A 19,616-nucleotide genomic window follows, 5' to 3' on the forward strand; every position below is an offset into this window, starting at 1 on the left:
TGGGTTCAAAAATGATGCTCCAAAACCGGCATAAACGAGCCCGCTCCACCGAGAGAGCCACTGGAATCATGCGGTTGCGGAGCCGACTCGTAGCGCCGAATCCGGCGTTCGTGCCGGTTTTGGACATTCTGCGGCCTCATCAGTCAGGCGGCTGTGACGTCGCGCTCGCGAGTTCGCCGCACACCTCGGAAGGCCGCCGGGACGGCGAAGACAATGCCCGCGAGTAGTACAGCGATCATCATCGCCGGCGGGTACCACAACGCCGCCACCACCATGCCGGCCACCTTGATCAGCACATCCCCGGCCATCCACCGCTCCCGGGTACGCAACTGCAGCGCCAGTGCGGGGTTGGCGGGATCTGCGGCCACTAGCGTGCGATACATGACGAGGTTGCTGGCGGTCACCGCAAGTACGACAACGCCGTAGAACACCTGCGCGGTGGCCGACATCACGTGATCGGAGACGAAGGCCGTGGTCCACGGGAAGAAGGAGGCGAAGAACAGCATGATCAGACTCGCCCACGACGTGGCCGGAGAGATTTTCTCGACGGCGTCCCACTCGTGGTGAATGTTGATCCACATCGTGCCCAACCACATGAAGGACAATGCATAGGCAAGGAAGTCGACGCGCAACTCCCACAGACCGGCAAGAGTCGCCGCCTGGGGTTGTGGCAGCTCGAGCACGAGCACCGTCATGACGATCGCCAGCACCGCGTCGGTGAATGCCGCCAGCCGCTCCTTGCCCATTACTCCTCCTCATCCGGGCCGCAGGCCCGCGGTAGTACCTGAATGCGCGCTCGGACCTTACCCGATTGCGCAACTCGCCCCTGACACGCCAAGTTTGCGACTCAGCCAACCCGGCTGCGCACCCAGTCGAAGACATCCGTGGCCTCGCTGCGCCCACCGGGCCGCAGCAGCAGGAAGAAGGTGGCATGGGCCATGGCGTCCCGAATCGGCACGACGACGCGGTCCGAGGCGAGCGCCGACAGGGCGGGAGCGTCGGAGACGAAGTGGGGCAGCGGAGAACTCTTGACCAGTTGTTCGAAAACGCCACGGTCCTCCTGCACCACGAACTGGGAGTGGGGCAGGTAGCGGTCACAGCGCTCGCGCCAGAAGCCGATGTCGGCCAGGAGCAGGAAGGTCTCGCCGTCCAGCTCCGCGGCCGTCACCTGCTCGCGGTTCGCGAGCGCGTGCTCAGCGGGCAGGGCGACGGCGAGATTCTCCACCATGAGCCAGGCCGAGCGCACGCTCGGCAGCGGATGGGGACGCAGCGAGATGCCCAGGTCCAGCTCGCCGCTCACCACTCCCTCCTCGACCTCCTCCCTGCCGAGGCTCTGCGAGGTGAGCACCAGGCCGGGGAAGCGTTCGATGATCAGTGAAGTCAGCCGCCACAGCGGCGCCGGGGCGACCGCACCCACGCGCAGCGCCCGGGTGCGGCGGGCGACGTCGTCGAGGGCGGTGCGCATGGCCTGCTCCTCGCGCAGGATCCGCCCGGCATGCTCCAGAGCCACACGGCCCGCCTCGTTGAGCACCAGGCGGCGCCCCGGGCGGTCGAAGAGCGACTGGCCGAGCTCTGCCTCCAGACGCTGCAGCGAGCGGCTGAGGGCCGGCTGGGACAGGTGCAGGGTGCGCGCGGCGGCGCTGAGGGTGCCCTCGCGCGCGATCGCCTCCAGCTGGCGCAGCTGCTCGAAATCCACCAGTCCCCTCCCTCTGCTTATGCACGTAGCGCATCAAGAGTTCCGATATTGGCATTTTACATCCGCGCCCCTGGGGCGAAGACTTATGCACAGCGGGACGGCATTGAGCTGGTCCCGAAGCAAGTCCCAGGAGCGCATCAATGACCACCATCCCGTCCTTCACCATGAACAACGGCATCGACATCCCGGCGCTGGGTTACGGCGTCTTCCAGATGACCTCCGACCAGGTGCTCGAGCACCTGCCGCAGGCCCTCGAGCTGGGCTACCGGCACATCGACACGGCCAACGCCTACTTCAACGAGGTCGCCGTCGGCGAGGTGGTGCGCGATGCGATCGCCACCGGCACCGTGAAGCGTGAGGACCTGTTCATCACCACCAAGCTGTTCCCGCAGTCCTACCCCTACGCGCAGGCCGTCAAGGACATCGACGCCACCCTGGAGCGCCTGGGTCTGGACTACGTTGACCTGCTGCTGTTCCACCAGCCCTACGGCGAGTACACCTCCGGCTGGAAGGCCATGGAGGAGGCCGTGGCCGCGGGCAAGGTCCGCTCCATCGGCCTGTCCAACTTCCCCATCGCCAAGTTCCAGGAGATTCTGGACGTCGCCGACATCAAGCCGGTCGTCAACCAGGTTGAGGCCCACCCGCGCTGGAACCAGCACGAGCTGAAGGCGCAGATGGACCAGGCCGCCGACACCGAGGTCCTGGTGGAGGCCTGGTACCCGCTCGGCCACGGCGACAAGACCCTGCTTGAAGAGCCCGCGATCACCGCGGCCGCGCAGCGCACGGGCGCCACTGCCGCCCAGGTGATCCTGGCCTGGCACCTGGCGGAGAAGAACATCACCTTCCCCAAGACCCTCAACCCCGCCCACATGGCCGACAACCTCGCCGCGCTCGACGTGAAGTTGACGGAGGCGGAGATCGCTGCGATCAACGAGATCCCGCAGGCCCCCTACTACGTGGTCCCGGACGAGCCGCCCACCTTCACGACGACGGTCATGGACTACTCCCAGCAGGCCTGACCCGTCCTCGCCTGGCCGGTCGCCACGGCGTCGGCCAACTGCCGAGATCGGCCCCCGACCACTCAAGACCCGCATCAGGAGAGAAACCCATGACCACCACCGTCCCCGCCAAGACCCTCAACAACGGCGTCGAGATGCCCGTGCTCGGCTACGGCGTCTTCCAGACCCCGCCCGATGAGACCGAGCGCTGCGTGAGCGAGGCCCTCGAGGTCGGCTACCGGCTCATCGACACCGCCCAGGCCTACGGCAACGAGGAGGGCGTAGGCGCCGCCGTCGCGAAGAGCGGCCTGCCGCGCGAGGAGGTGTTCATCACCTCCAAGATCTGGGTGTCCAACATGAACTACGAGCGCGCCACCGCCTCCATCGACGAGTCGCTGGAAAAGCTCGGCACCGACCACATTGACCTGATGCTGCTGCACCAGGCGATGGGCGACTACCCGGGCGCCTACCGGGCCATGGAGGACGCCTACAAGGCCGGCAAGCTGCGCGCCATCGGCGTGTCCAACTTCTACCCCGAGCGCCTGGTGGATGTGGCCGCACTGGCCGAGATAACGCCGGCCGTCAACCAGATCGAGACGCACCCCTTCCGCCAGGCCGACGCCGCGCACGCGGTCATGGCCGAACTCGGCGTGGTGCACGAGGCCTGGGCGCCCTTCGCCGAGGGGCAGAACAACATCTTCGCCAACCCGGTCCTCGCCGAGATCGGCGCCAAGTACGGCAAGAAGCCCGGCCAGGTGATCCTGCGGGCCCTGATCCAGAAGGACGTCGTGGTCATCCCGAAGTCCACGCACCGCAACCGCATGGAGGAGAACTTCGACGTCTTCGACTTCGAACTGACCGAGGAGGACCTGGCCACCTTCTCCGCCCTGGACGACGGCACGCTGCCGCGCATCTTCGACCACTACGACCCGAAGGTCGTGGGCTGGCTGCTGCGCGACATGGTCAAGCAGCAGATCGGCGGCGGCTCGCTGTACTGAGGCCTTACGCAGCACGCCGGGGTGTAGGACGACGGGCGCCGACGAGCTCGGCGCGAATCCGGAGGGCTACTCGCTTTTGGGCGGCTCCGCGGGTGCGCGCCTGGCCGCCTACCTGGGGTCCTACGGCCCCGCCCGATTCGGGGGCGACGACGTGCCCGGCCCCGGCGCCGTCGTCATACAGTACACGGGGCAATCGGACCTCTCCGGCGCGGAGCCCGCGACCGCTGAGCCTCACCCGGGTGAGGCGGCCCGAGCCAACAGAAGGCATGGGGAAAAGCCGCCTACGAGCGCGGTGAGGGCGAGCTGGAGCACCTGAACTTCATGCCGCACGCCTTCGATGAGGGCGCCGCCTGCCACTACCCCGCCCGCGGCACGCACCCGCGCTGGAGCAACGACGTCGTCGCCTGGAGCCAGCACGGCGGCGGGCTGGAGCTCTTCCCGCACGACGCCGAGGTCATGGGCTGGTTGTTCCGGTAGCCCACGTAGGGCGCGCCACCTATAGGGTTGTGCCGACGGCCGCCGTCGAGCAGCGGCGTCTTGAAAACGGAGGGGACGAGAATGCGTACGCGGCACCTGGGAACTCTGGAGGTATCCGAGATCGGCATGGGTTGCATGGGCCTGTCCCACGGCTACGGGCACATCCCGCCGGAGGCGGAGTCGGTCGCGGCGATCCGCGCCGCCCATGAGGCCGGCTGCACCTTCTTCGACACCGCCGAGGCCTACGGACCGAACCTCGACCCGGCCAACCGGGGCCACAATGAGCGCATCGTCGGCAAGGCGGTCGCCCCCTTCCGGGACGACGTCGTCCTGGCCACCAAGCTGCATCTGCCGACCGAGGAAGTGCGGGCCGACGGCGTGGTGGACACGCTGCGCCACCACCTGGTGGCCTCCCTGGCGCGCCTGGGTACCGACTGCGTCGACCTGTACTACCTGCACCGTGTCAACCCCGAGGTGCCGGTTGAGGAGGTGGCCGACGGCATGGGCCGCCTCATCCAGGAGGGGCTGATTCGCGGCTGGGGCCTGTCCCAGGTGGACGTGCCGGTCATCCGCGCCGCCCACGAGGTGACGCCCGTGTCCGCCGTGCAGAACATCTACTCCATGGTTGAGCGCGGCATCGAGGCAGAGGTCCTGCCGTACTGCGCCGAGCAGGGCATCGGCGTCGTCCCCTTCTCCCCCATCGCCTCGGGGCTGTTGTCCGGGAAGGTCACCACGGCCACACAGTTCGAGACCCACGACGACGTGCGCAACCTGGTGCCGCAGCTGCGGCCCGAGAACCTGGCCGCCAACCAACCGATCGTGGATCTGCTGGCCCGCTTCGCCGCCGAGAAGGGCGTCGCCAGCGCCCAGATCAGCCTGGCGTGGATGCTCGCGAAGTGGCCGCATGTGGTGCCGATTCCGGGTTCGAAGCGCAAGGAGCGGATCCTGGAGAACCTCGGCGCTGCGGATGTCTCGCTCACAGGCGCGGAGCTGGACCGGCTGGAGGCGGCGCTGGACGCCGTCGAGGTTCACGGGCACCGCGGCTTCGACGAGTCCGAGGGACGCAGTTTTCTACGCGGCTCTCGCTGAGGCCGACGGCGCCCTACTACACCGAGGAGAATCCGTGCACTACCTGATCGACGAGTCACTGACTCCGTGCGCACCGAAGGAGCTGCGCAACACGGACAGACAGTTCGTCGCCGTGCTGACTCCCGATCAGTGGACCCAGCGCCGCAGCACCTTCGAGCTGGGCATCGACATCGACCCCGACCCCGACGTCGCCCTGGGCACTCAGGCCGAGGTCAACTACGACGCGATCACCGGCACGATCTTCATCCCGGACCACACGTCGCCCGATGCTCCGGATAAGCGCTTCGCCTTCGCATTGGATGAGAAGGGCGTGGTCCTCATCGACGCCCAGGAGACGGCCGCGGGACTCGTGGCGGCCATCGCCGCCGCACGTCGCTGGCGTCGACCGGGGCTGGAGCGTTTCCTGGCCGACTTCCTCATGCAGATCATCAAGGACGACGCGGCCCTCCTGCGCGGCTACGAGCGCGAACTCGACCGCATGGAGGACGCGATTCTGGCAGACACGGCCGCGGGCGCGTCGGAACGCATCAACGATATGCGCTCCGAACTACGCGACCTCGACACCCACTACAACGACCTCATGGACCTGACCCAGGTCCTAGAGGAGAACGAGAACGGCTTCTTCCGCGAGGAGGACCTGCGGTACTTCCGCACGGTCTACGGCCGACTCGACAAACTGCGCGATCAGGCATCCTCCCTGCGCGACCAGGCCCTCCAGATGCGTGACCTGTACAAGATGCACCTGGACGTGCGGCAGAACCACATTATGGCGGCGCTCACGATCGTCACCGCGATTTTCGCGCCGCTGACGCTCATCGTCGGCTGGTACGGGATGAACTTCGAGCACATGCCCGAGCTCGCGTGGCCGTGGAGCTATCCGGCCGTCGCGGTCCTGAGCGTTCTGGTGGTCATCGGCTGTATCGTCTTCTTCAAGCACCGCAAATGGCTGTGACAGCCATAAACGGCGCTTCCGGGAGGCACTGGCAGGGACTCCCGAAATCGGAAAGACCGGCATAACCTGCCGAAGGCAGCGCAGTGCGGCGCCGGCGGCCGCGACGCGTTACCCGTGCCGGTCAGGGCACGCCACTCTCGCCGGTCTCGGTGCAAAGCCACCAGGACAGAACGCCGAATAAACATCAAGCAAAGCCGGAAACCGGAGGAAATCACCATGACCACCATCGCCATCATCGGCGGCGGCCCGGGACTGGGCCGCGCCGTCGCCCGCCGCTTCGGGCGGGAGGGCTTCGACGTCGCCCTGATCTCCCGCAGCCGTCAGCACCTGGACGAGCGGGTTGCCGCCCTGAGTGCCGACGGCGTCAACGCTCGCGGCTACGTCGCCGACGGCCGCGACGGCGAGGCGCTGGCCCGGGCCCTGGCCGACGCCGCCGGTGAGCTCGGCCCCATCGAGGTGCTCCAGTGGAGTCCCGTGCCGGCCCGCGAGTTCATGAAGCCCGTGCTGGAGACGAGCGCCGAGGACCTGGTCGGCCCCATCGAGATGTCCGTCTACGGCCCCGTCAACGCGGTGCGCCAGGTGCTGCCGGGCATGCGTGAGCTCGGCCGCGGCACGATCCTGCTTATCAACGGAGGCTCCGCCGTCCGCCCGGGCCCGAACGTCACCGGCACCTCGGTCGCCTTCGCCGGGGAGAGCGCCTACGGGCAGCTCCTCCACGACGCGCTCGCCCCGGAGGGGATTCACGTCGCCCAGCTGATCATTCCGCGCGGCATCGGCGGAGGCGAGCCCTCCCACGAGCCGGAGGCCCTGGCCGACCGCATCTGGGAACTGCACGCACAGCACGACGGCGACTTCCGCACCTTCGTGGAGCCCATGGACGCCTGACCCTGGCCGCCTGAACCCGCCCAATCCACTCCACCTGGCCGGGCGCATCGCGGCGTCAGCCCTGCCGGAGCGCTTGCCCGCCGGGAAAACCGGGCGGCATAATTTTGGGGAGCCACCCGGCGGCAACCGGATGACTCCCCGAGGCAGACGGCTCAGTTGAACCACCTGCCGAGGGCATCCACAAGGACACCAATGGCCCGGATCAGATGAGCGAGAGACTCGAACACTTCGCTCACCTGCCGGGCCATTCCCTTGCCCTTGCGGACTTTGGCATGCCGGCCTTTCGGCTTGGACATGGCCCCCCACCTCCCTCCTGGCTCCTACCTCCTCGGCCAAGGACATGGATTGTTCCGAGAGGAGGTGCCGAAGAAGGCGCTTCTGACGCGGAATCACCTTCAAGAACACGCCCCGTTGGACCGCCCACGCCCCGTTGGACCGCTCACGCCCCGTTGGACCGCTGTAACCGGCGGCTACGGCGGTCCAACGGGGGAACAGGGGTCCAACGGGGGAACAGGGGTCCAACGGGGGAACAGGGGTCCAACCGGGAGACGGGGGTCCAACGGGCGGGTCGGCGGCCGCGCACGCCAACACCCAAGACACCCAACCGCACGCAGACACCCAACCACTCACACAACCAGCCCTTGCACGCTCCGAGACGACGCAATGCCCGAGGGCTCCTAGGGTTATCGGCACCTACCGTCAGCCTTTCAACGCCATCATTACCGCCAGTGACGGTAAACTTTGGCGGTGATCGGCGTCTCATACGATCGGACGCCGTCGGACCGACAGGAAGCAGATGGCTTATACGCCCCCCTTCACCCGCACGCCCGCAATCGACAACTTATGCATGGAGATCGCGGAACTCGTTGGGACGCTCGGCCCCGCTTCCCCACTGAGCACGAGCCCGCAGCTGCACCGCGAGCTGCGCATTCGCACGATCCACTCCTCGCTCATGATCGAGGGCAATGTCCTCTCAGAAGACGCCGTCACGGCGATCATCGACGGCAAACGCGTGCTCGGGCCATCCCGGGAGATTCGTGAGGTCGAGAATGCCCACCGCGCCTACGAAATCATGGACCAGTTGGATCCATACTCGATCACCGATCTCCTGCGGGCCCATGGCGTGATGATGGACGGGATCATTGAAGACGCCGGTCGGCTGCGCAATGCAAATGCCGGTGTCTTCGACGGCGATCGGCTCATCCATGCGGGCACGCCCGCCGCCTACGTGCCCGAGGTCATGGCCGAGCTGTTCGACTGGATGCGGCACACCGACCTCCACCCGCTGCTCGTTTCCTGTGTCTTCCACTACAAGTTCGAGTTCATTCATCCCTTCACCGATGGCAATGGCCGGACCGGGCGGTTGTGGCACGCATTGCTGCTGGCCCGTTGGCGCCCAGTCCTGAGGTGGCTGCCGATTGAGACGGTGATCCGCGACCGGCAGCGGGAGTATTACGCGACGCTCGCCCATTCGAACGCCGTGGGCACCTGCGAGGACTTTGTCGCCTTTATGCTCACCGTGATCCGCCAGGCGCTGATGCCGTATGCGAAGCCCTCTGCGCAAACTGTCGCGGACAGCCGCGAGGAGCAGGCGCTGAGCCTCTTTTCGGGGAGCCCGACGGCGACCGTCGCCGACCTGGCCGACCTCCTCGGCTGCTCCCGCCGGACCGCCGAACGTGTCGTCGCCGACCTGCGCGCCTCGGGCCGCCTGCGGCGCGAGGGCAGCGCCCGGGCGGGCCGCTGGCGGGTCACGGACGCGGACTAGGCGCAAGACGTTGGCCGCGTGGCCCTCATGAGCGCAGGCGGCCCCACCTGTGCGAAGTCGCGTAGGTCCAAAACGCGGGCCCCTCACACGCGCGGGACGCGGTCCAGGGTGGGCTCGCCGATGCGGGTGTCGGGGTAGTCGCGCACGCGCTTGCGCCGGTGCATGGCCACGTAGTGGCGCTCCACCTCGCCGGTGTACACCTGGCGGGGGCGGCCGATGCGCTTGGCCGGATCGCTCATCATCTCCCGGTACTGGGCGATCCAGCCGGGCAGGCGCCCGAGCGCGAACAGCGGGGTGAACATCTTCGTGGGGAACCCCATGGCCTGGTAGATCAGGCCCGTGTAGAAGTCCACATTCGGGTACAGGCTGCGGGAGATGAAGTAGTCGTCGGACAGGGCCACCTCCTCCAACTCCATGGCGATCTCCAGCTTGCGGTCTCCGTCCTTGGAGCCCAGGCGGGCCAGCACCTCGTGGGCGGTCTCCTTGACCAGGGCGGCGCGCGGGTCGTAGTTCTTGTAGACGCGGTGCCCGAAGCCCATCAAGCGCACCCCGTCCTCCTTGTTCTTGACCTTGCGGACGAACTCGGTGGTGCTCATGCCCTCGGACTGGATCCGATCCAGCATGCGCAGCACGGCCTCGTTGGCGCCGCCGTGCAGCGGCCCGGACAGGGCCCCCACACCCGCGGCCACTGAGGCGTACAGGTTGGCGTCGGATGAGCCGACCAGGCGCACGGTGGAGGTGGAGCAGTTCTGCTCGTGGTCGGCGTGCAGGATCAGCAGCATGTCCAGGGCGCGGACGACGGTGGGGTCGATGTCGCTGGCCTGGTAGGGCATGCCGAAGGTCATGTTGAGGAAGTCCTCGACGTAACCGCGCTTGGGGTCGGGGTACAGCAGCGGCAGCCCGATGGCACGGCGGGCGATGTAGCTGATCATCGTGGGCATCTTGCTCAGCAGCAGCACGGTGGCCAGCTCGGTCTCGTAGGGGTCGTGCGGGTTGAGGGTGTCCTCGTAGTAGGTGGCCAGGCCCGCAATGCCCGCCTGGAGGATCGCCATGGGGTGCCCCGAGGAGGGGAAGGAGGTGAAGAAGCTGCGGAAGTCTTCGTGCAGGAGGCGGTGCCGGCCGATGCGCCGCTCGAAGCGCTCGAAGGTGTCCGGGTCGGGCAGCTCCCCGTTGATCAACAGGTAGGCGACCTCCAGGAAGGTGGAGGACTTGGCCAGCTCCTCGATCGGGTAGCCGCGGTAGCGCAGGATGCCGGCAGCGCCGTCGATGTAGGTGATCTCGGAGGTGCAGGCGGCCGTGTTGGTGAAGCCGGGGTCGAGCGTGACCAGGCCCGTGGTCCCCAGCAGTTTGCCAATGGCCAGTCCGTCGGAGCCGTCGGTGGCCAGGGCACGAGGCAGTTCCAGGCTGGTCTCGCCGACGGTGAGCATCCCGGGGGCGTCCTGGGCGCTGAGGTCAGTGGGCGTTTCGGTCATGAGTGTCTCCTTGTTGGCGACGGCGGGCCGCGGGAGCGGCCCCGGACCTGTCTGCCCGGAACCATACCGGCAGGCGACCGCCGCCGTCGCGCCGGGTCCGAAGGCGCGCGGGACGACGGCGCGGCACCCGCCATCCCGGACGGGGCGCCGGCCGGCCGCCTCAGCCGGCGAACAGGGCGACCGCGTCGGGGGCGTGCAGGCGCCGCACCGCGGCGGCCACCCGCTCGTCGGTGTCGGTCAGGGACATGCGCACATGCCCGGCGCCGGCCGCGCCGTAGAAGTCCCCGGGGGCGACGACGATCCCCAGTTCGGCGAAGGCGCCCACCAGATCCCAGGCGCTCATGGACGCCGACCCGCTCAGCCACAGGTATAGACCGGCGACCGAGTCGGGGTCACCCACCAGGCCGACGGCGGCCGTCGCCTCCAGCAGCGCCTCACGCCGGGCCCGGTAGACGGCCTGCTGCGCCACCACGTGCGCGTCGTCGGCGAGGGTGGCGGCCAGGGCGGCCTGCACGGGCGCCGGCGGAAGCATGCCGGTGTGGCGGCGCACCTCGGTGACGGCGGCCACCAGCGTCGGGTCGCCGGCGAGGAAGGCGGCCCGGTAGCCGGCGAGGTTGGACTGCTTGGACAGGGAGTACAGGGCGAGCAGGCCGGTGAGGTCGGGGGTGCCGTCGGGGCCGGTGCCGGTCACGCGGGCGTCGAGCAGGCTGGGGACGCCGTCTGTGGCCCAGGGCTGTTCCCAGGCGAGTTCGGCGTAGCACTCGTCGGACAGGACGACGACACCGCGCGGCCGCGCCCAGGCGACGATGCGGGCGAGCTGGTCGACGCCGAGAACATGCCCGTCGGGGTTGCCGGGACTGTTGAGCCAGATGGCGACGAGCCGACCGTCGGGCAGCTCCCAGGAGTCGGGGTCGGCGGCGGTGTCGACCGGGACGGGGGTGGCGCCCGCCAGGCGGGCACCGACGTCGTAGGTGGGGTAGGCGGCGCGCGGATGGGCGATGAGGTCACCGGGGCGGGCGCCGAGCTGGAGCGGCAGCTGGGCCACGGACTCCTTGGAGCCGATGGTGGGGATCACGGCGGCGTCGCTCAGGCCCGTGACGCCGCGACGGCGCCGCATCCAGTCGATGATGGCGGCGCGCACCTGCGGGGTGCCGTCGGCGGGCGGGTAGCCGGGGGCGTTCGCGGCGGCCGCAAGGGCCTCGCGGGCGATCGCCGGACTGGGGTCCACGGGCGTGCCGATGGACAGGTCGACGACGCCGCCCGGGTGCTGGGCGGCCCGCTGCCGGTAGGGGCGCAGGGAGTGCCAGGGGAAGTCGGGCAGGGCGAGCGGACGAGGCAGGGCGGCCGGAGCGGTGGCGGGGTCGGGGCAGGCGGGCGTGGAGGCATTCACGCCGCCATTGTGTCGCGTTCTCGCGTCAACAGCAGCGCCCTCGCAGGCGGCGGCGTGATGCGTCTCATCTTCCGATACCTTTCAAACACTTGCTACACCTGATGCATCTGCTACATTTATCGCAGACGAGGCAGCACCTGCTGCTCGTCCAAGGAGACCCCGATGGCCACCAAGATCAGCACCGTAACAACCGTTAACGCCTCCTCCATTGATGCGCAGAGCATGGATGTCCTGCTTGATGCCGCTCACCGCCTCCCCCAGGGATCGCCGCTGGCGATCCTGCTGGAGAACATGTTGTCAGCCCTGCGCAACGGCGTCGACGTCGCATCACTCAGCCTCGATCGTCCAGTCACCCCTAATCAGGCGGCGACAGCTCTAGGTATGAGCCGTCCGAGCGTATACAAGCTCATGGACTCTGGCCTCCTGAAGTTCCACTACGTCGGCAAGGACCGCCGCATTCCGGCGACTGCCCTGGTCGACTACCTCGACCGTCGCGAGCGTGCCAGCGCGCAGATGGCGGAGGACCTGGCCAACCGCGACCGCACCATCGCCCAGGCGGTGGACGCAATTGCGCCGCTGTCCGCCGAGGATCTGCTGGTGTCAGGGGGTGGGGCTCAGTAGCCGTTGGCGGCCTTCCAGTCCTCGTTCTGGGGCTCCAGGGCGGCGATCATGGGATCGTCGTAGTCCTGCGGGCCGACGTTCTGCGCGCCGCCCGGGGAGCCCAGGCCCTTCAGGGAGAAGAAGTCGATGTTCGCCCGGGTGTAGTCCTCCCACTCGTCGGGCACGTCATCCTCGTAGAAGATCGCCTCGGTGGGGCACACCGGCTCGCAGGCGCCGCAGTCGACGCACTCGTCGGCGTTGATGTACAGGCTGCGTTCGCCCTCATAGATGCAGTCGACCGGACACTCGTCCACGCACGCACGATCCTTGACGTCCACGCAGGGCTGAGCGATCACGTAGGTCATTGACTGCTTCCTCTCTGTATCCGGGCATACCGCGCGGGGCCGCGGCCGGGTGCATCTGCGCCCCCAAGTATCTCCCCGCCGCGGTGCCGGACCCAATAGCCGCGCAAGATGTCAGCAAATACGCCGATTCCAGCCCGCCGGGCGCCCCTCTTTGCGTCACGCACCAAGTGCGAATTGCGCCCGCCGACCGCGGACCGCCGGCCCCCGACGCGCCTTCCCCGGCCCCGCACAGCCCGACGCCGCCTGGCTCAGCTGCACACCACGGGGTTGTCGGAGTCGTAGGCGGTGGTGAGGACGTCGTCGGGCAGGCGCTCGCCGTCGTGGCTGCGGGTGCGGGTGACGGTGACGTCGAATCCCTGGGTGCCGCCGCCGTAGGGCTCACAGCCCGGCCCGGAGCCGTGCACGGTGGCGTAGGGCCGGTAGTTGGTGTGCTCCCCCTCGGTGATGGTGACCTCGTAGTAGGGGGTGGACCACAGCCGTACGTGCACCTCCCCGTCGCCGGCCCAGGCCTGTACCAACACCGTGTAAGGCGTCGAGTTGCGCCATTTGACGTCCTTGACGCCGGTCCAGATGGTGGCCTCCCGGCCGGCCGGGTAGCGGGTGAACCAGTAGGTGTGGGGCCAGTGCTCCACGTCGTCCATGCCGGCCTCGAAGCCGGCGTTGAACACGGTGGTGCCCACCTGGGACAGGCCGCCGCCCATGGCGTCGGTGTGCTGCCCGTCGGTGACCACGCCCGCGTAGGTGTAGCCGTGTTCCAGGTCGACCGGACCGAGGGCGTCGGTGGTGGAGAAGGTCTCCCCCGGGGCGACGAGGGTGCCGTTGATCATCTCGGTGCCGCGCTGGAGGTTCTGGTCGCGCCCGTACTGGGAGAAGTAGGGGGTGGAGAACTCGCCGACGATCTCGGCCACCCCCCACTCCTCCTCCGGTGTGGTGACCTCCGGCTGTAGGACGGCGACGGTAGCGGCGGCGGTGCGTTCCCCGCCGACCTCGGTGCCGGCGGCCAGGACGGCGTCGGCCAGGTCGCCCGCGTCGATGCCCGTGCCGGTGGCGGCGGCATGGTAGACGGGGGTGGCGTCCGCGGCGGTGGCGGGATCGCCGTCGATGGTCCAGGTGGCGTCGGTGGCCGGAGTCTCGATGCCCTCCCCCAGGGCGGCGACGACGGCGTCATGCAGCGCATCGGCGTCCAGGACGGCGGTCAGGGTGCCGTCGCTGGAGTCGATGGTGGTCATCGCGGCTAGCGTCGCAGGTGTCAGCACGGCCTCGCCGGTGGCGGCCGCGGCGCCGGTACCTGCGGCGGTGACGGTGATGTCGGCGCTCAACAGGGGGCTCAGGACGGTGTCGATGAAGTCCTGGGCGTCGGCGTCGGTGATGGCCGGGGTGGCGGTGCCGGAGGCCAGGGCGATGCTGTCCGCACCCAGCGGCCAGGCGTCGTCCAGGGCGCTCACGCTCGCCGCCACATCCAGCCCGGTGCCGACCGAGCCGGGGGTGAGCACCGGGGTGGTGCCGTCCAGGGTGACGACGGCGTCTGCGGTGCCGGTGGCGAGCGTGTCCAGGCGGGTGTTGAGGGCGCGGGTGAGCGCGTCGGCGTCCACGGCTACGACTGCGTCGACGCGGGTGCCGGACAGCCGCCGCACCAGGGTTACGGGGTTGAGGGTGGGGCCGGTCAGGCGGTCGATGCTGGCGGCGGCGTCCACGCTCACGCCGGAGCGCGCGGGAACGAGGGTGTCGGAGGCGTCGTCGACGATCAGGGTGACCGGCTGCTCGAGTTGGGCGCCGATGCCGGCTTCCACGGCGGCGACCGCCTCGGCACGGGTCATGCCGGAGACGTCTACGCCGGAGACGGCGGAACCGGGCGCCAGGGTGCGAGTGGTCGCCCAAGCCAGCCCCAGCCAGGCGATGAGCAGGGTGGCGCCGAGCGCGGCCAGCAGCGGGCGCAGCACCGTGTGGCCGGCGCGGGCACCGGACGCGGCTGAGGCCGCCGAGGCTTCGGGGGCCGCGGCGGGCGAGCCGACGGCGTCGTCGAGCGGGACCTGGTTCATGGGCACACTCCCGGGTTGGGACGGCGACAGTCCGGCGCCTCAGGCGCCGGCGCGACGACGGCGGGCGGCGGCCTTGAAGCGCTCCTGCGAGTCGAGGATGACCTTGCGGATGCGCACGGCGTCCGGAGTCACCTCCACGCACTCGTCGTCGGAGGCGAATTCGAGGGCCTCCTCCAAGGTGAGCCGGCGCGGCGGTGTGAGTGCCTCGTAGACGTCGGCGGTGGAGGAGCGCATGTTGGTCTGCTGCTTCTCGCGCACCACGTTCACGTCCATGTCCTCGTCGCGGGGGTTCTCCCCAACGACCTGCCCCTCATAGGTCTCCTGACCGGGCTCGACGAAGAAGGTGCCGCGGTCCTGCAGCCGGATCAGGGCGTAGGCGGTGACGGCGCCGGCGCGGTCGGAGACCAGGGAGCCGGTGGTGCGGGCGGTGATCGGGCCCGCCCAGGGCTCGTAGCCCTCGGCGATGGAGGAGGCGATGCCGGTGCCGCGGGTCTCGGTGAGGAACTGGGTGCGCCAGCCGATCAGGCCGCGGGCGGGCACCAGGAACTCCATGCGGATCCAGCCGGTGCCGTGGTTGGTCATCGTCTCCATGCGGCCCTTGCGGGCGGCCATGAGCTGGGTGACGGCACCCAGGTGCTCCTCGGGCACGTCGATGGTCATGCGCTCGACCGGCTCGTGGCGCTTGCCGTCGACCATCTTGGTGACCACCTGCGGCTTGCCGACCGTCAACTCGAAGCCCTCCCGGCGCATCTGCTCCACCAGGATGGCCAGCGCCAGTTCGCCGCGGCCCTGCACCTCCCAGGCGTCGGGGCGGGATGTGGGCAGCACGCGCAGGGAGACGTTGCCGATCAGTTCGCGATCCAGGCGGTCCTTGACCTGGCGGGCGGTGACCTTGGCGCCCTTGGTGCGGCCGGCCATCGGGGAGGTGTTGATGCCAATGGTCATGGAGATGGCGGGGTCGTCCACCTTGATCAGCGGCAGGGGCCGCGGGTCCTCGGGGTCGACCAGGGACTCGCCGATGGTGATGTCCTCGATGCCGGCGACGGCGACGATGTCACCGGCGTGGGCCTCCTCGGCGGGCTTGCGCTCCAGACCCTCGGTGACCAGCAGTTCGGAAACGCGGGCGGAGGCGATGGAGCCGTCGTGGCGGGCCCAGCCGACGGTCTGCCCCTTGCGCAGGGTGCCGGCATGGATGCGCAGCAGGGCGAGGCGCCCCAGGAACGGGGAGGCGTCCAGGTTGGTCACGTGCGCCTGCAGGGGCGCGGACTCGTCGTAGGAGGGGCCGGGGATCCGCTCGATGATGGTGCGGAACAGGGGCTCGAGGTTCTTCGAGGCGGGCAGCTCGCCGTCGGCGGGTTTGACGGTGTCGGCGCGGCGGGCCTTGGCGGAGGCGTACACGACGGGCACGTCCAGCACGGCGTCCAGGTCGATGTCCGGGTGCTCGTCGGCCAGGTCGGAGGCGAGCGAGAGCAGCAGGTCGGTGGTCTCGGAGACGACCTCGTCCAGGCGGGAGTCGGGGCGGTCCACCTTGTTGACCACCAGGATCACCGGCAGGCTCGCCTCCAGGGCCTTGCGCAGCACGAAGCGCGTCTGCGGCAGGGGGCCCTCGGAGGCGTCCACGAGCAGCAGCACACCGTCCACCATGGACAGTCCGCGCTCGACCTCGCCGCCGAAGTCGGCGTGTCCGGGGGTGTCGATGACGTTGATGGTGATGCCGGCGGGCAGTCCCGCGTCGATGGCGGCCGGGCCGGCGTAGTGGACGGCGGTGTTCTTGGCGAGGATGGTGATGCCCTTCTCGCGCTCCAGCTCGCCGGTGTCCATGACGCGCTCGCCGGTGTTGTCCTGGTTGGCGTGGTTGCCGAGGGCACCGGCCTCCCAGAGCATCGCGTCGACGAGAGTGGTCTTGCCGTGGTCGACGTGGGCGACGATGGCGACGTTGCGCAGATCCTGGCGCACGGTCATATGGGCTGATTCCTCCCCTAGGCAAGCGCCCGCGGGCGCACAAACTCAGCAAGGGTACCGCCGCGCGCGCCGGCGGGCCATGACAGGCGCGACATGCCGCCTGTGCGGCCGCTCACCTCTGCTTCCCCGTGATCCGACGGGGACCGGGACGGCGTCTGTTCCCCTCCTCGACGTCGGCCGGGTGGGGGCCGGGAAGCGGCCGCGACACCGCCGGAAGCCGTGCGGTCGGCTGCGGGGCGTCAGAGGGCAATGAGCGCGACCGCGAGCAGGAGCACGACGACGGCGGTGGCGGCAGTGGGGGCCCAGTCCCAGCGGGTGGTGGGAACCGGCGAAAATCCAGCCGAAGACGGACGGTCCTGACCGGCGGAGTCAGCAGGTAGCTTGCCGAGCCGCTGGGCGCGTCGCCGCAGCCGGCGGGTCAGTGCCAGGTGCTCGGTGCGGGCGGCGCGGTAGAGCTCGATCAGGTGGGCGGCGTCGCCGGCGTCCATATGGGTGCGGTAAGTGGGACGCTCGGCGTTAGCCGCATCCTCGGACGGGTCGGTGACCGTGGCGGTCACGTAGGCCTCGTCCACGCGAACGGCACGGCGCTCGTGCCGCACAGCGGTGAATACCCCGCCGCGCTGACAGGCGGACACGGTCACGTTGCTGGCAGAGTCATCCGATCCGAGTTCCAAGACGAGTCCCCAGCGGGCACGGGTGCCGTGCAGCGACTCCCAGGGGATGCGGTGGCTGCGGAAGGCGTTGCGCACGCCGATGGCGTCTTCGGCGACCACGGCCCGCGGGCGCCACCACAGCAGCCAGACCGCGACGACGACGGCGACGGCCACCGCCAGCGCCTTCAGGCCGTGGCCGTAGCCATCGGCGAGCCAGATGACCATAACCGGGTAGAGGCAGGCGAGCGCAACCAGGACGGTCCCGATCCGGCCCGTCAGTGAACGCAGAACAATCGTGGGCACTCCCCCATCCTGCCTCATCCACGTAGGCGAATGCCGCTGTGCAAACGGCGGCGCCCACCTCAAGCAGTTGGTTGAGGTGGGCACCGCCGTCAACAATGCCGGCTCGGTTGTCAGCGGGGAACCGTGCGTGGTGTCCCGTGATCTAACCCCGACCGGCGCCGGATCACGAACCGAAGGTCGCTTACTCCGCCATGTAGCCGACGTCCTCCGGACGTGCGGTGGACAGGCCGAAGGCGCCGTAGTTGGCGAGGGTCTTCGGCACCGCACGGTAGTCCACGCGGGAGTAGATCGGGGTGACGGTGGCCAGTTCCCAGATCTTGGCGTCGGCCTGGTTGGCCAGCTCGATGCGCTTGTCCGGGTCCGCCTCGGTGGCCACCTGGCCAATGAGTTCCTGCAGCTCCGGGTCGGAGACACCGGAGTAGTTGGAGGCAGAGCCCTCGCCGTAGATCTGGCCGATATTGGCCATGGGGTATTGAGTACCCACCCAGGCAAAGGCCGTGATTTCGAACTGGCCGTCATGAAGACGAACGTTGAAGTCCTCAGGATTGGTGTCATCCATAACGATCTCCACGCCGATCTCCGCCATATTGGCCTGCAGGATACGGCCCTCGGTGGCGGAGGTGGAGATGTCGGGCATGCGCAGGTACTTGATGGAGAGCTTCTGCCCGTCCTTCTCACGGAACTCGGCGCCCTCGGCCAGGGTCCAGCCGGCGGCCTCGAGATCGGCCGCCGCGGCCTCCGGGTCGTAGGCGTAGTCCCCGGTGTTGTCCGCGTAGCCCTCGTTATGAGGCATGAACAGATGGTTGCCGAGCTGCAGCTGGGAGGCCGGCACCGGCAGACCCTGCAAGTCGCCCTCGGTGATGGTGAGGCGGTCCATGCCCTTGACCAGGGCCTGGCGCACGGCCTGGTCGGCCAGGATGCCGGAGGAGCCGTTCATGGTGAAGTGGCGCCACTGCACGCCGTAGGCCTGGCGAATCTCACCGTCGGCGCGCTGGCTGCACTGGTCGTAGATGGCGGCGTCGATAATCGGATAGACATAGTCGATCTCGTTGTTGCCGAAGGCGGTACCGAGCTGGGAGGAGTCCATGGCCCGAAGGGTGATCTTGTCCAGCAGCGGGGCGTCGCCCCACCAGTTCGGATTGGGCTCCAGGGTGAGAACCTGCTTGGCGGAATCGGCATCCGTGACGAGGTAGGGGCCGGTCCAATAGTCGGTGACGGAGGCATCGGTCCAGGAGGAGAAGGTCTCCGCATCGGTGGTGAGCGACGCCGGAACGAGGGAGGCGTCCGAGAAAACACTCGACCAGTCAGGGAAAACGGCATCGAAGGTGACGATCATCTCGAACTCATCGGCACCGGCCTCAATGGACTCGATGTGATCCCAGCCGTCGGTGGACGCGACCACGGCGTTGAAGTCCTCGTTCTCACCGTTGCAGGCCTGCCAGCAGCCCTGATAGTCGGCCACCTGGATCGACTCGCCGCTGTTCCACTTGGCCTCGGGGTTGAGGTGCATGGTGATGACGGTCTTGCCGTCCACCTCCTCCTCGGTGTAGTCGAGGCAGAAGTTTTCGTTCACCTCGAAGGTGCCGTCTTCGTTGTAGATCCAGTTGCGCACGCCGGTGAAGCCCTGCAGGGTGGTGCCGTTGTCCCCGACGTTGCCGTCGATGTGCAGCGGGTTGTAGTTCGGGATCATGGCCTCGATCGGAATGCGGAACTCGCCGCCCTGCTGCAGGGCGGAGCGGTCCTGCGGGTTGATGTCCGCGGCAGCCAACTCCACCGCGCCGGCAGAGGCACTGGCGGATGAGGAGGACGAGCCCCCGCCACAGGCGGCCAGGGCCGCCAGGGCGGCCGCCGAGGCGGTGCCCGAGAGGAAGAGACGACGGTTGATTTGCATTGGTGGTACTCCGTTTCTGGATCGGCTGAGCGGTTGTTGGCAAGCGGGACGCGTGAGGTGCCCGGCAGCTGTGAAAACCAT

At 68.8% G+C, this 19,616-nt stretch carries 18 protein-coding genes; 8 read left to right on the forward strand and 10 right to left on the reverse strand.

All coding sequences use genetic code 11. From position 1 onward, the window contains the following. Positions 1-143: 143 nt before the first annotated feature. Positions 144-746 (reverse strand): TMEM175 family protein, encoded by a 603-nt coding sequence (locus tag ACGLYG10_RS01680; RefSeq protein WP_073327335.1) that lies wholly within the window; start codon positions 744-746, stop codon positions 144-146. 101 nt (positions 747-847) lie between these two features. Beyond that, positions 848-1,696, reverse strand: coding sequence for a LysR family transcriptional regulator (locus ACGLYG10_RS01685; RefSeq protein ID WP_073327336.1), 849 nt, complete (start codon positions 1,694-1,696; stop codon positions 848-850). 140 nt (positions 1,697-1,836) lie between these two features. On the opposite strand from ACGLYG10_RS01685, the gene ACGLYG10_RS01690 reads away from it, so the two are divergent. The 6 genes from ACGLYG10_RS01690 (at position 1,837) to ACGLYG10_RS01715 (ending at position 7,095) form a co-directional block, all read left to right on the forward strand. After that, positions 1,837-2,715, forward strand: coding sequence for an aldo/keto reductase (locus ACGLYG10_RS01690; protein ID WP_083565297.1), 879 nt, complete (start codon positions 1,837-1,839; stop codon positions 2,713-2,715). A gap of 89 nt (positions 2,716-2,804) precedes the next feature. Further along, complete coding sequence (locus tag ACGLYG10_RS01695) at positions 2,805-3,692, forward strand: aldo/keto reductase (protein ID WP_073327338.1); 888 nt, start codon at positions 2,805-2,807, stop codon at positions 3,690-3,692. Positions 3,693-4,013: 321 nt separating this feature from the next. Further along, positions 4,014-4,169, forward strand: a complete 156-nt coding sequence (locus ACGLYG10_RS16110) for a hypothetical protein (RefSeq protein WP_159097641.1) — start codon at positions 4,014-4,016, stop codon at positions 4,167-4,169. Positions 4,170-4,250: 81 nt separating this feature from the next. Then, positions 4,251-5,258 (forward strand): aldo/keto reductase, encoded by a 1,008-nt coding sequence (locus ACGLYG10_RS01705; protein ID WP_073327339.1) that lies wholly within the window; start codon positions 4,251-4,253, stop codon positions 5,256-5,258. A gap of 34 nt (positions 5,259-5,292) precedes the next feature. Further along, positions 5,293-6,210 carry a magnesium transporter CorA family protein gene (locus ACGLYG10_RS01710; RefSeq protein WP_073327341.1) on the forward strand — a complete coding sequence of 306 codons (918 nt, stop codon included), beginning with the start codon at positions 5,293-5,295 and terminating at the stop codon, positions 6,208-6,210. A gap of 216 nt (positions 6,211-6,426) precedes the next feature. Beyond that, a complete protein-coding gene (locus ACGLYG10_RS01715) occupies positions 6,427-7,095 on the forward strand; it encodes an SDR family NAD(P)-dependent oxidoreductase (protein ID WP_073327342.1) in 669 nt (222 codons plus the stop codon). Positions 7,096-7,247: 152 nt separating this feature from the next. On the opposite strand, the gene ACGLYG10_RS16115 is transcribed toward ACGLYG10_RS01715, so the two are convergent. Beyond that, positions 7,248-7,391, reverse strand: coding sequence for a hypothetical protein (locus ACGLYG10_RS16115; protein WP_170866427.1), 144 nt, complete (start codon positions 7,389-7,391; stop codon positions 7,248-7,250). A 551-nt stretch (positions 7,392-7,942) separates the two neighbouring features. Between ACGLYG10_RS16115 and ACGLYG10_RS01720 the strand changes: the two genes are divergently transcribed. After that, positions 7,943-8,860: a Fic family protein gene (locus tag ACGLYG10_RS01720; protein WP_348520341.1), complete on the forward strand. Its 918-nt coding sequence runs from the start codon at positions 7,943-7,945 to the stop codon at positions 8,858-8,860. 83 nt (positions 8,861-8,943) lie between these two features. Here ACGLYG10_RS01720 and ACGLYG10_RS01725 read toward each other — a convergent pair whose 3' ends face one another. Beyond that, entirely contained in the window at positions 8,944-10,332 is a 1,389-nt protein-coding gene (locus tag ACGLYG10_RS01725; RefSeq protein ID WP_073327345.1) for a citrate synthase, read from the reverse strand. 160 nt (positions 10,333-10,492) lie between these two features. After that, positions 10,493-11,722: a succinyldiaminopimelate transaminase gene (gene dapC, locus ACGLYG10_RS01730; protein WP_073327347.1), complete on the reverse strand. Its 1,230-nt coding sequence runs from the start codon at positions 11,720-11,722 to the stop codon at positions 10,493-10,495. 162 nt (positions 11,723-11,884) lie between these two features. On the opposite strand from dapC, the gene ACGLYG10_RS01735 reads away from it, so the two are divergent. Then, complete coding sequence (locus tag ACGLYG10_RS01735) at positions 11,885-12,343, forward strand: helix-turn-helix domain-containing protein (RefSeq protein ID WP_073327348.1); 459 nt, start codon at positions 11,885-11,887, stop codon at positions 12,341-12,343. Here the strand turns inward: ACGLYG10_RS01735 and fdxA are convergent. The 5 genes from fdxA to ACGLYG10_RS01760 all read right to left on the reverse strand — a co-directional run bounded on the left by fdxA (position 12,337) and on the right by ACGLYG10_RS01760 (position 19,535). Further along, on the reverse strand, positions 12,337-12,687 hold the full coding sequence (fdxA, locus tag ACGLYG10_RS01740) for a ferredoxin (protein WP_073327350.1): 351 nt from the start codon (positions 12,685-12,687) through the stop codon (positions 12,337-12,339). The two genes, ACGLYG10_RS01735 and fdxA, sit on opposite strands and share 7 nt — an antisense overlap. Before the next feature lie 248 nt (positions 12,688-12,935). After that, entirely contained in the window at positions 12,936-14,726 is a 1,791-nt protein-coding gene (locus ACGLYG10_RS01745; protein WP_073327352.1) for a VanW family protein, read from the reverse strand. 39 nt (positions 14,727-14,765) lie between these two features. Further along, entirely contained in the window at positions 14,766-16,688 is a 1,923-nt protein-coding gene (typA, locus tag ACGLYG10_RS01750) for a translational GTPase TypA (protein ID WP_073327353.1), read from the reverse strand. Between the two features lie 239 nt (positions 16,689-16,927). After that, a complete protein-coding gene (locus ACGLYG10_RS16120; protein WP_073327355.1) occupies positions 16,928-17,644 on the reverse strand; it encodes a PH domain-containing protein in 717 nt (238 codons plus the stop codon). Positions 17,645-17,825: 181 nt separating this feature from the next. Continuing rightward, positions 17,826-19,535: an ABC transporter family substrate-binding protein gene (locus ACGLYG10_RS01760; protein WP_073327356.1), complete on the reverse strand. Its 1,710-nt coding sequence runs from the start codon at positions 19,533-19,535 to the stop codon at positions 17,826-17,828. Positions 19,536-19,616: the final 81 nt, after the last annotated feature.

Source organism: Actinomyces glycerinitolerans, from assembly GCF_900098745.1.
GTDB classification, from domain to species: Bacteria; Actinomycetota; Actinomycetes; order Actinomycetales; family Actinomycetaceae; genus Actinomyces; species Actinomyces glycerinitolerans.

Excerpts from the sequence above, each read along its gene's own strand:
- ACGLYG10_RS01680 (WP_073327335.1), bottom strand. The coding sequence starts at position 746 with ATGGGCAAGGAGCGGCTGGCGGCATTCACCGACGCGGTGCTGGCGATC.
- ACGLYG10_RS16110 (WP_159097641.1), top strand. The coding sequence starts at position 4,014 with ATGCCGCACGCCTTCGATGAGGGCGCCGCCTGCCACTACCCCGCCCGC.
- ACGLYG10_RS01735 (WP_073327348.1), top strand. The coding sequence starts at position 11,885 with ATGGCCACCAAGATCAGCACCGTAACAACCGTTAACGCCTCCTCCATT.
- ACGLYG10_RS16115 (WP_170866427.1), bottom strand. The coding sequence starts at position 7,391 with ATGTCCAAGCCGAAAGGCCGGCATGCCAAAGTCCGCAAGGGCAAGGGA.
- typA (WP_073327353.1), bottom strand. The coding sequence starts at position 16,688 with ATGACCGTGCGCCAGGATCTGCGCAACGTCGCCATCGTCGCCCACGTC.
- fdxA (WP_073327350.1), bottom strand. The coding sequence starts at position 12,687 with ATGACCTACGTGATCGCTCAGCCCTGCGTGGACGTCAAGGATCGTGCG.
- ACGLYG10_RS01720 (WP_348520341.1), top strand. The coding sequence starts at position 7,943 with ATGGAGATCGCGGAACTCGTTGGGACGCTCGGCCCCGCTTCCCCACTG.
- ACGLYG10_RS01745 (WP_073327352.1), bottom strand. The coding sequence starts at position 14,726 with ATGAACCAGGTCCCGCTCGACGACGCCGTCGGCTCGCCCGCCGCGGCC.
- ACGLYG10_RS01715 (WP_073327342.1), top strand. The coding sequence starts at position 6,427 with ATGACCACCATCGCCATCATCGGCGGCGGCCCGGGACTGGGCCGCGCC.
- ACGLYG10_RS01760 (WP_073327356.1), bottom strand. The coding sequence starts at position 19,535 with ATGCAAATCAACCGTCGTCTCTTCCTCTCGGGCACCGCCTCGGCGGCC.
- ACGLYG10_RS01690 (WP_083565297.1), top strand. The coding sequence starts at position 1,837 with ATGACCACCATCCCGTCCTTCACCATGAACAACGGCATCGACATCCCG.
- ACGLYG10_RS01705 (WP_073327339.1), top strand. The coding sequence starts at position 4,251 with ATGCGTACGCGGCACCTGGGAACTCTGGAGGTATCCGAGATCGGCATG.
- ACGLYG10_RS01695 (WP_073327338.1), top strand. The coding sequence starts at position 2,805 with ATGACCACCACCGTCCCCGCCAAGACCCTCAACAACGGCGTCGAGATG.
- ACGLYG10_RS01725 (WP_073327345.1), bottom strand. The coding sequence starts at position 10,332 with ATGACCGAAACGCCCACTGACCTCAGCGCCCAGGACGCCCCCGGGATG.